The following is a 10,198-nucleotide window of genomic DNA, read 5'->3' as shown; positions in this document are numbered from 1 at the left end:
TTACTGAATAACGGCTTATTTTGAGTAAAATGAATCACTGATACAAGTTTTTATCCCAATTTTTACTTTATTTCTATATTCACTGTATTTAGGAATCGCTATGTCTTTTAATCAATTTCAGTCCGTTAATACGCCACAGACCCTACCCGGTCGACAATCGACTATGGCGGTGTCACCTTACCATGCAGTGAACCATCATTCGATTGAGATTACTCCTAAGAATATGGAAATCCTCTATTTTGCGATGGGCTGTTTCTGGGGAGTGGAGCGACTATTCTGGCAGCAATCAGGGGTATATTCCACTTCAGCAGGCTATTGCGCTGGAAGTACGCCAAACCCAACGTATGAAGAAGTGTGTTCGGGGTTAACGGGCCATACTGAAGCCGTTCGAGTGGTATTCGACCCGGCGGTTATCAGTTTATCCCAGTTATTGGCGCTATTTTGGGAAAATCATGACCCCGCCCAAGGCATGCGTCAAGGTAACGATATGGGAACACAATACCGTTCGGGGATTTACACAACGACTGACGAACAGTTCCAACTTGCTGTTGAAACTCGCGATGCTTATCAACGTGCGATGGCAGCACAGGGCGATCATCGTTTGATTACTACTGAAATTCAGCCTATCGAGACGTTTTATTTTGCTGAAGACTATCACCAACAATACCTCTACAAAAACCCCAATGGTTACTGTGGGTTAGGTGGTATTGGTATTTGTCTACCCCCAGCTTGACACTGTTTTCGCCCTAAATACAATCTCTCATAAATTCGAGCTATCCCTAAGCACCGATAGCTCGAATGGTGACGAATGAACAAAGCTGGTGCTATACTAAACAAGATACCTACCAAAACTTATCAAATTGGAATATTCATTACGTTGCCTTTAGGAAATTCTGAATACAACATTCGCCCCCTAGAGGATTGGATAATTTATGCTAAACAGTTTATTAATCGTACTTTTATTATGTGCAATTAGCGCATTTTTTTCGTTGTCAGAAATTTCATTGGCAGCATCTCGTCGCATCAAACTGAAACTGATGGCCGACGAAGGCAATATTAACGCCGCTCGCGTTCTAAAATTACAAGAAATGCCGGGCAGGTTCTTTACTGTGGTACAAATTGGCTTAAACGCAGTTGCTATTTTAGCGGGTATTGTGGGTGAGTCTGCTTTTTCTCCTGCACTGCAACAATTTTTCATCCAGTTTTTATCCCCTTATTGGGCTCAGCAGTTTGCCTCTATTTTGTCATTTATCATTGTGACCAGCTTATTTATCTTAGTCGCAGACCTCACACCCAAACGTATTGGCATGGTTAAGCCAGAAGCTATCGCCATTCGTATTGTGAACCCAATGCGTTTTTGCTTAGCCGTCCTCAGCCCGTTAGTTTGGTTCTTTAATGGCTTATCCACCTTAATTTTTAAAATATTTAAGCTGCCTATCGCACGTAATGAAGACATTACGTCTGACGATATTTTTGCGGTCGTTGAAGCCGGTGCTGTCGCGGGTGTTTTACGTAAACAAGAACACGAATTAATTGAAAATGTCTTTGAACTCGAATCACGTACAGTCCCCTCAGCAATGACGGCACGTGAAAGTATCATCTATTTTGATAGGGACGAGTCTGAAGAGAGCATTAAGCATAAAATTTCAACCCAACCACATTCTAAATTCTTAGTCTGCTCAGGTGATATTGACCACATTATCGGCTATGTCGATTCTAAAGAGCTCCTGAATCGCGTACTGAATGGGCAAAGCCTAAGCTTGCGTGAAGGTGTACATATTCAGAATACCTTAATGGTTCCAGATACACTTTCGTTATCGGATACCTTAGAAGCCTTTAAAAATAATGGGGTAGATTTCGCCGTAGTTCTTAATGAATATGCGCTCGTTATGGGGATTATTACCATTAATGACGTCATGATAACGTTAATGGGTGACTTGATTGGCCCAGGGCAAGAAGAGCAAATTGTTGCCCGTGATGAAAACTCTTGGCTGGTTGATGGAGGAACCCCTATTGAAGATGTTCAACGGACTTTGGATATCGATGAGTTTCCTGATTTTAGTAACTATGAAACCATTGCTGGCTTTATGATGTATCGCTTGCGAAAGATGCCAAAACGCACCGATTATGTGAAATATGCAGGTTATAAATTTGAAGTGGTCGATATTGATAACTACAAAATTGACCAGCTGTTAGTCACTCGAATTACCGCAACGCCATCGCCAGTTGTTGTTCAAGCCGGAAGTAATGAAACGGCGGACGCTAAATCACAGACTAAAAACTCTCATTAATCGCGAAGCCGTTTCTATGAACACGCCACCTTGTGTGGCGTTGTTATTCTTTAAGGTAATTAGCGATATCTAAAACACGCTAATTGCCTTTTATCCCAACTCAGTCCTCAATAATACCACTTGCTTATTGACTTCATTCATTACGCTATAGTGAGTCTTATCACCGATTTTCGGTGGCAAAATCTTCCCATTATTAAATTCGAAAGCGCCAAAATCCTTAATATAGAGCCTACCGCTGAATAGTGTTTTCACATAAAGAGCAATTTTCGATGGGTTGTAATGCTTAAAAATTTTCATTAGAACTTCTCTCCATTTTGTTCCGACGATATTGAGTGCGACATATCGCTCAGTAATCATAGACTAGAAAATTTCGTTTTGGTTCTAACATTGCAAATTTATTCAAAAGACTGACATAAGATGACACTGTAAACTCGCTGCATAATCATTAATAGACATTATATTTATGCTGAATTTTACAGAAATGTTAATTTTTAGCTTGCAACTCATCCGATGAGCTATGCTATAACTATCCGTGCAAAAAACACTCATACACCAATAATGACAAAACGACCTCTAAAGGCATCCCTATGATAAGAAAATTTATTCTATTAGCCTGTTTACTTGGGTTATCTTCAACCGCACTTGCAATTAATATTCAATTAAATCAATCCGTCCCCGCCGTTTCTGTCTCAGATAAAGGGGAATTAGTTATCAATAATGCAGGAAAATTTGCCTACCAACCGTGGCGTAGCCAACAGTTGATAGGCAAAGTTCGTACTATTCAACATATTGCAGGTCGTTCTTCCGCTAAGGAGCTGAATGCCCCGCTCATTGAAGCCATTAAGCAAGCAAAACTTCCCCACGATAGATATCAAACCACCAGCATCATCAACACAGAAGACGCCATTTTCGGTACCGGTGTATTTGTCAAAAATAGCGTTGAAGACAGTAAAAAAGAGTTCCCATACTCACAGTTTATTGTCGATGCCGATGGCTTAGTAAAAAATGCATGGGGTTTAGCGCCAGAAAGCTCAGCAATTATTATTTTAAATAAACAGGGTAATGTGCTGTTTTATAAGGATGGTGCTCTAACACCTCAAGAAATTAATAAAGCGATTAGTGTATTAGTAGCTGAATTAGAAAAACAATAGGTAAGCTTGAGGGAAGTCATTCCGTTAATATTGAAATGCTTCTGTGCACAAAATGAGTCGGTGCACAGAAGCTTCTTAAGATATACCGGTAAGTATCGAGAATGCTTTAGAGAAATAATATCCTATTACGATTACATTTCAGCTAATTATGCTGCCAGCGCCTTAATCAAGATTTTGCATAAATCAGGTTTTTTTATGCACTCCAACTAATTAACACCCTAAAGCCACCCTCTTGAACATTTTCAAAAGCCAACGATAAATGATGCAATTGAGCAATTCGTTTCGCGATCGATAACCCTAAACCGCTGCCTGTTTTTTCTTGCCCTGGAGGGCGATAGAAGCGCTCCCCTAAACGACTTAACACCTCGGGAGTCACGCCAAAACCATCATCCTTCACTTCTAAATAGTCACGATGCAAGTTGACTTCGATTCGACCAGGTTGTTTACCATATCGAATCGCATTATGGAGTAAATTCCTCAAAAGCACGCATAACAGTAATTGCTGCCCTTTAAATACGGGGGGCTCATCAGTAATTGTAATATCAATGGTGACCTGATTGGCTTGCGCCTCTGAAGCGATATCCCTCACAGCAATTTCAATTAGCTCTCCCCAAGAAACATCACTGAGATCCTCTAACTGATTGGACGATTCTAAGCGTGACAGTGTGAGTAATTGATCTACCAGCCGTGTTGCACGATCAATCCCTTCTGAAAGATTCGCCACAGCATGCTCTCGAATGGCAGGATCATTACCCGCGATTTGTACCACTTCAGCTTGAACTTTCAATGCCGCTAAAGGGCTACGTAATTCATGTGCTGCATCGGATGTAAATTGCCTCTCACGTAAAAACATCTGGTTTATTTTTTCGAATAAACCATTTAAGGAGTCAAGGATCGGTTTTGCTTCATTGGGTATAGCGGGTACCATCACCGCACTTAATTCATTTGGCTTACGCAAGCGTAATTGTCGGGCAACATCTTTTAATGGTTTCAATGCGCGGGTTAATAGCCATAAAAAAACAATCAACATAATCGGTAAAGCAATCATCCAAGGCACAAACTGCGCCACCATAATGCTGGTTGCCATATCTTGTCGATATTCCCACTCTTGTCCCACTGCAATAATATGTTGTCCATCAACGGACTTTAACCAGACAAAGCGCCAACAGTCATTACTTCCTTTGAGATTACCTTCAGCAAAACCTTCTCGCTCAAATTGGAAAGCAATTTTTCGCCCATTGTCCCCATCATTGAGCAGCATTTCTCCACTAGGATTAAAAATCGCAAACGCCAATGCATCATCATCTTGGCTACCGCGATTTTTGCGTAATAATTTTTTAGTTTTACTCAATGAAGTTTCTGGGGAGTCCAAATCTGAATGCAAAACTGATAAACGCTTTGCAAACACCATTTGCTGAGTATCAAACAATTCATTAATTGTTTTATAGGTTTGATACCACGCAAGGGAACTGGCAATTCCCCATGTCATTAACGATAAAAGAAGCAACATCAACGTGAGTTTTAATCTCAAGCTAAATGTTTTCATCACGCATCCCCTAGCCTATAGCCAACACCATGAACAGTTTGAATAAATTTAGCGCCCAATTTACGTCTAAGATGATGGATATGAACTTCAACCGAGTTACTCGATACTTCCTCATCCCAGTTATAAAGCTTTTCTTCAATTAAACTACGGGATAAAACCTTTTTAGGGTTGTGTAAAAACAGTGACAATAAAGCTAGCTCTTTCCCTTTGAGTTGTACCGGCTTTCCTTGACAAGTCACTGTCATTGCCTGTGGATCCATTTCTACATCCCCATGAATTAAGGTTGGAGATAATTGCCCACTGCGCCGACGAATGAGCGCCTGCAAACGAGCAGCAACTTCCATTAAGGCAAAGGGTTTACACAAATAATCATCCGCACCTTGCTGTAATCCTTGAACTCGCTGATCCAGTGCATCTCGAGCAGTTAAAATCAATACTGGCTCATCACGACCTTCTTTACGCCAATATTTTAAAATATCCATTCCATCGATATTCGGGAGAGAAAGGTCGAGAATAACGGCATCATAAGGCGCATCAAATAAGGCTTGCTGCCCTTGCTTGCCATCCATAAACCAATCCATCGTGAAACCAAGTTGAGTTAATCCCACCTTTAATCCATCGCCAATTAATCGATCATCTTCCACTAAAAGAATACGCATTGTTACCTCCACCTCGAATATTGTTATATTTATCCTATAAAATGAGCCATGACCAGCTACGATCGTGTAAATACAAAATATATATTTTTTATTTGAGTTCTTAAGATTCTGTTAAGATTTTCTTGGTTAAATACATCCCGTAAACCAAATATCAGGTTCCTAACGGAGAAATAAAATATGAAAAAGCTACCTTTGATTACTTTAGTTGCTGCCCTCGCTACCGCCCCTGTTTTTGCTGCTACTGGTGGTTTCTCAGGCCCAAGTGACATTAAAAATAACACAGCGCAAACCACACAAACTCAAGCGGGTGGTTTTTCAGGTCCAAATGTCAGTGAAACAACCGTCGCAAAAGCTCTTGATATGGCTGATGACAGCTGGGTAATCTTACGCGGTAATATTGTTAAGCAATTAGACCGTAAGCATTATGAATTTACAGATGGCACTGGCACTATGACCATTGAAATCAGTGACAAACGTTGGAATGGTTTGAACGTAACGCCAAAAGATAAAGTCGAAATTCGTGGTGAAATTGATAAAGACTGGAACTCTAAAAAAGTTGAAGTAAAACAAATCAATATTATTAAATAATCATCGTCACCTCAAAAAGCCAGCAGAATTCAAAGCCTGCTGGCTTTTATTATTTTTTGCGCATTTTCTGACTATTTTCCCTTTCCATTTATAGTGTTAAATTAACTCCACCTTTCCTCTTTCTATAACACTTATTCATGAAACAGCCCCAAGTTCGAAATATCAGTGAGAAATTACTTTCCGATAATTGGTACATTCTCAAAAAATATACTTATGAGATACAAAGGCATGATGGTAGCTGGCAGCAACAATCTCGTGAGGTTTATGACCGAGGCGATGGTGCCGTTATCTTGTTATATAACAAAGTGAAAAATAGCATTATTCTTATTCGCCAATTTAGAATGCCAATGTATGTCGCTGGGTACCAACAATTGTTGGTTGAAGCCGCTGCAGGTTTATTGGAAGGAGCATCACCCGAAGCCAGAATTATTGCTGAAGCCGAAGAGGAAACTGGATACCAAATTAATAATATTGAAAAGGTATTCGAAGCGTTTATGAGCCCCGGTTCGGTGACTGAAAAACTCCATTTTTATATCGCCGAATACAATGATAAAGACCGTCACAGTGAAGGTGGTGGACTCGCTGATGAAGGTGAAGATATCGAAGTCATGGAATGGTCGTTTCCTGATGCTTTCAACGCCATAAAAAGCGGAGATATTGTGGATGGAAAAACCATTATGCTCATCCAACATCTCGCTATTAGTGGAATTTTAAACATAAATCCCTAATTGCATTTAGTGGGTGAAATTATCTTATTTCGCCCACATTAAATCATCATAAAAAGAAATTTTCGGACTGTTATTCATATCCTATAAAATTTATTTTTATCAAATTACAATTTATTACATTATCAATTAACGAGCATCATAACTAGATAAACAAAAGTATGAAATAAAGATTAAACTAAAAATAAAGTACTATCTATCAATATACTGATTTACAACGCGAATGAAGCGTAATCCATCATCAAAATAAAGCCATCGGTAAAGAGTAATTTATCAAAATAAATTATTTATAAATAATTGTTGGCGACGAATTTAAATAATAATTTTGACCTACCGAATAAAAAACTTTAGATTTAAAGGCATCTTTCTATCTCTGATTTTAATAATTTCAATTATGTATTTCAGAAATCGAAGCATTGAAAATTATCTTAATGATTAAGCCATATTATTCTTAATTGAGGAGTTAATAAGATGATACGTTGTATTCGTATGTGGACAGGTGAAGACGGTAATTCTCTGTTTGAAGAAGGTACCGTCGAGCTCAATAGCGTTGCTCGCGGTGATGATCAAAGCCCTATCATTGGTGTTAAAGAACTTACCTTTCGTGAAACAGTTTCGGGTGGTTCTTGGGATTGGCATAAAGATCCCGTTCCTCGCTATGTCATCACCCTCAGCGGCACTTTAGAATTTGAAACCAAAGACGGTTCTAAATTTATTATTAATCCAGGCGACATTTTACTTGCACAAGATAACACGGGCACAGGACATAAATGGCGATTGATTGGTGATGATCCATGGCGCCGTGCATATGTGGTGTATCAAGAAGGCACAGACTTGTGCTTCACTCCGACTAAAAAATAGGTATTTTCCATGACTAAACCCATTGCAGAAAATATTGATGTTGCCCTAATTGGGGCAGGGATCATGAGTGCAACACTCGGTACCTTTCTAAAAGAACTTGAACCTAATTTAAATATTGCTGTATTTGAAAGACTTAACGATTGCGCACAAGAAAGCTCTCATCCGTGGAATAACGCAGGAACAGGGCATGCTGCCAACTGCGAAATGAACTATACCCCACCAAACCCAGATGGCACGGTAGATATTAGTAAAGCGCTGGAAGTTAATACCGAGTTCGACCTATCTCGCCAATTATGGTCATACTTAGTCACTAAGGGAAAAATTAAAAATCCACGGGATTTTATCCACCCTTGCCCGCACATGAGTTTTGTTTCTGGTGCCGATAATATTAAATTTTTGCAGCAACGTTTCCGTCAAATGTCAGCCCATCACTGCTACCACAATATGGAATACAGTGATGACCTGAAGCAGATTGATGAATGGGCACCATTAGTTGTTGAAGGTCGTGATCCTGATGAAAAAATCGCAGTAACCCGTGTTGTTACAGGTGCTGATGTGGATTATGGTGCATTAACTCACTTGTTAATGGCGCAACTCAGTGAGCAAAGTGGGTTCTCAATTCACTATAAACATGAAGTTATTGATGTGACGCAGACTCCTGATGGGCGTTGGAATATCGAAATTAAAAATCTCGTGACTCACGAAAAAACCATCACATCCGCAAAATTTGTGTTTGTCGGGGCTGGTGGTCGAGCGATTGAATTACTGCAAAAATCCGAAATTCCTGAAGGTAAAGGCTACGGTGGATTCCCAGTCAGTGGAATTTGGTTGCGCTGCGATGATGAACAAATTGCTGCACGCCATCATGCAAAAGTGTACGGCAAAGCAGATAAAGGTTCTCCACCCATGTCTGTCCCTCACTTAGATACCCGCATTATTGGCGGAAAACGTTCCTTATTATTTGGCCCATATGCCGGTTTTTCCAGTAAGTTTCTAAAACACGGTTCTTATCTGGATCTGTTTGACTCCATCAGACTGAACAATATTGAGCCGATGTTAGAAATCGCTAAAGATGACTGGTCTCTGGCGGAATATTTAGTTGGGCAAGTGCTGCAAACTTCTGCTCATCAATTCTCTATGCTGCAAAAATTCTACCCAGATGCCCAGCGTGAAGATTGGAAAGAAGTGGTCGCAGGTCAACGAGTACAGATCATCAAACCTGACCCAGTGAAGAAAGGCGTTCTGGAATTTGGTACTGAGCTAATCACCAGTGCAGATAAATCCTTTACTGTCTTGATGGGCGCATCTCCTGGTGCATCAACAGCTGCCTTTATCGCGTTGAATATCTTGAAAACCTGCTTCGATGATCAACTCGAATCTGATGGTTGGAAAGCCCGCTTGAAAGAGATCATTCCAACCTATGGAATCGATTTAAAACAAGACGCAAAAGCCTGTTTAGATATTCGTACCGCAACAGCAAAAGTGTTACAGCTGGATAATTAATCAGCTATTTGTTTGTCGGGTAATCTTATTTACCCGACATTTTCACATAATGAGCACACAAAACCGGGATTCAAGAAGGATTCACGGGGAGTGTAATCCAACGTTTTTCCGTTCCAATCTACGACTTTAGCTCCTGCGCCTAATGCTACCGCATGCCCAGCCGCCGTATCCCAAATGTTAGTCGGTCCAAACCGAGGATAAAGCTGCGCCGCGCCTTCTGCCACTAAACAGAATTTTAGCGATGAGCCAATTTCTGCAGTTTTATGTTGTTTAATCTGCGATAAATACGCCATCAGTTCAGGATCTTGGTGTGAACGGCTGATCACGACCACCGGTGGATTTTCTGATTTCACATGAATAGCATGATGATGTCCATTCTCTTCTTTCCACGCTTGATCCCCTTGTGCGTAATACAGAAGCCCCTTGGCGGGAGCATAAACCACGCCCATCACCGGAACACCATTTTCGATCAACGCAATATTGACCGTAAAATCCCCATTACGATTAATAAATTCTTTGGTGCCATCCAGTGGGTCAATCAACCAATAACGCTGCCAATTTTGTCTTGTCGTCCATTCTGGCGGGTCTTCTTCTGAAAGTTGAGGGATATCAGGGGAGATAAGATTTAAACCTGCTGTGATGATCTTATGGGCTGCAATGTCTGCTGCAGTGACGGGGGAATCATCCGATTTATGTTCAACCTGTAATGGTGCGTGCCCATTGTAGATAGCCATAATTGCGTCGCCCGCTTCTCGGGCTAACTTACATACCTTCTGTAGCATCTCATTTCCCTTTTTTATCAAGTTAATCCAGAGTAACAAGGGCGGAATATTTACGCCATAAAAAATGCCTCATTAGGCGTTTTCCCAATGAG

General features: G+C 40.4%; 11 protein-coding genes. 7 read left to right on the top strand and 4 right to left on the bottom strand.

Annotated elements, in window-relative coordinates; genetic code table 11:
* Window positions 1-100: 100 nt before the first annotated feature.
* Together msrA and PR761_RS10570 are read left to right on the top strand one after the other, a co-directional pair.
* Window positions 101-733: a peptide-methionine (S)-S-oxide reductase MsrA gene (msrA, locus tag PR761_RS10575; protein ID WP_006814535.1), complete on the top strand. Its 633-nt coding sequence runs from the start codon at window positions 101-103 to the stop codon at window positions 731-733.
* Window positions 734-932: 199 nt separating this feature from the next.
* Window positions 933-2,291: a hemolysin family protein gene (locus PR761_RS10570; protein ID WP_039854864.1), complete on the top strand. Its 1,359-nt coding sequence runs from the start codon at window positions 933-935 to the stop codon at window positions 2,289-2,291.
* A 90-nt stretch (window positions 2,292-2,381) separates the two neighbouring features.
* On the opposite strand, the gene PR761_RS10565 is transcribed toward PR761_RS10570, so the two are convergent.
* Window positions 2,382-2,588, bottom strand: coding sequence for a DUF1107 domain-containing protein (locus PR761_RS10565; protein WP_039854865.1), 207 nt, complete (start codon window positions 2,586-2,588; stop codon window positions 2,382-2,384).
* Between the two features lie 290 nt (window positions 2,589-2,878).
* Between PR761_RS10565 and PR761_RS10560 the strand changes: the two genes are divergently transcribed.
* Window positions 2,879-3,442 carry a YtfJ family protein gene (locus PR761_RS10560; protein ID WP_154610766.1) on the top strand — a complete coding sequence of 188 codons (564 nt, stop codon included), beginning with the start codon at window positions 2,879-2,881 and terminating at the stop codon, window positions 3,440-3,442.
* Between the two features lie 193 nt (window positions 3,443-3,635).
* Here PR761_RS10560 and qseC read toward each other — a convergent pair whose 3' ends face one another.
* Together qseC and qseB are read right to left on the bottom strand one after the other, a co-directional pair.
* Complete coding sequence (gene qseC / locus PR761_RS10555) at window positions 3,636-4,988, bottom strand: quorum sensing histidine kinase QseC (RefSeq protein WP_154610765.1); 1,353 nt, start codon at window positions 4,986-4,988, stop codon at window positions 3,636-3,638.
* A complete protein-coding gene (gene qseB, locus PR761_RS10550; RefSeq protein ID WP_006814541.1) occupies window positions 4,988-5,647 on the bottom strand; it encodes a quorum sensing response regulator transcription factor QseB in 660 nt (219 codons plus the stop codon). The genes qseC and qseB overlap by 1 nt, the downstream gene beginning before the upstream one ends.
* Before the next feature lie 177 nt (window positions 5,648-5,824).
* Here qseB and PR761_RS10545 point away from each other — a divergent pair, with 177 nt between their 5' ends.
* The 4 genes from PR761_RS10545 (at window position 5,825) to mqo (ending at window position 9,324) form a co-directional block, all read left to right on the top strand.
* The gene (locus PR761_RS10545; RefSeq protein ID WP_006814542.1) at window positions 5,825-6,235 is read left to right on the top strand and encodes a YgiW/YdeI family stress tolerance OB fold protein; all 411 of its coding nucleotides are present in this window, start codon (window positions 5,825-5,827) and stop codon (window positions 6,233-6,235) included.
* A gap of 137 nt (window positions 6,236-6,372) precedes the next feature.
* Entirely contained in the window at window positions 6,373-6,963 is a 591-nt protein-coding gene (locus PR761_RS10540; protein WP_154610764.1) for an NUDIX domain-containing protein, read from the top strand.
* 468 nt (window positions 6,964-7,431) lie between these two features.
* Window positions 7,432-7,821, top strand: coding sequence for a hypothetical protein (locus PR761_RS10535; RefSeq protein ID WP_172459973.1), 390 nt, complete (start codon window positions 7,432-7,434; stop codon window positions 7,819-7,821).
* A 9-nt stretch (window positions 7,822-7,830) separates the two neighbouring features.
* On the top strand, window positions 7,831-9,324 hold the full coding sequence (gene mqo / locus PR761_RS10530; protein ID WP_006814545.1) for a malate dehydrogenase (quinone): 1,494 nt from the start codon (window positions 7,831-7,833) through the stop codon (window positions 9,322-9,324).
* Between the two features lie 29 nt (window positions 9,325-9,353).
* Here the strand turns inward: mqo and cysQ are convergent, their stop codons facing one another.
* Window positions 9,354-10,106, bottom strand: a complete 753-nt coding sequence (gene cysQ, locus PR761_RS10525; protein ID WP_112837454.1) for a 3'(2'),5'-bisphosphate nucleotidase CysQ — start codon at window positions 10,104-10,106, stop codon at window positions 9,354-9,356.
* Window positions 10,107-10,198 lie beyond the last annotated feature (92 nt).

Origin of the sequence: Providencia sp. PROV210 (genome assembly GCF_028479445.1) — a bacterium.
Lineage (GTDB): Bacteria > Pseudomonadota > Gammaproteobacteria > Enterobacterales > Enterobacteriaceae > Providencia > Providencia rustigianii.
This window is presented reverse-complemented; position numbering and strand designations above follow the sequence as displayed.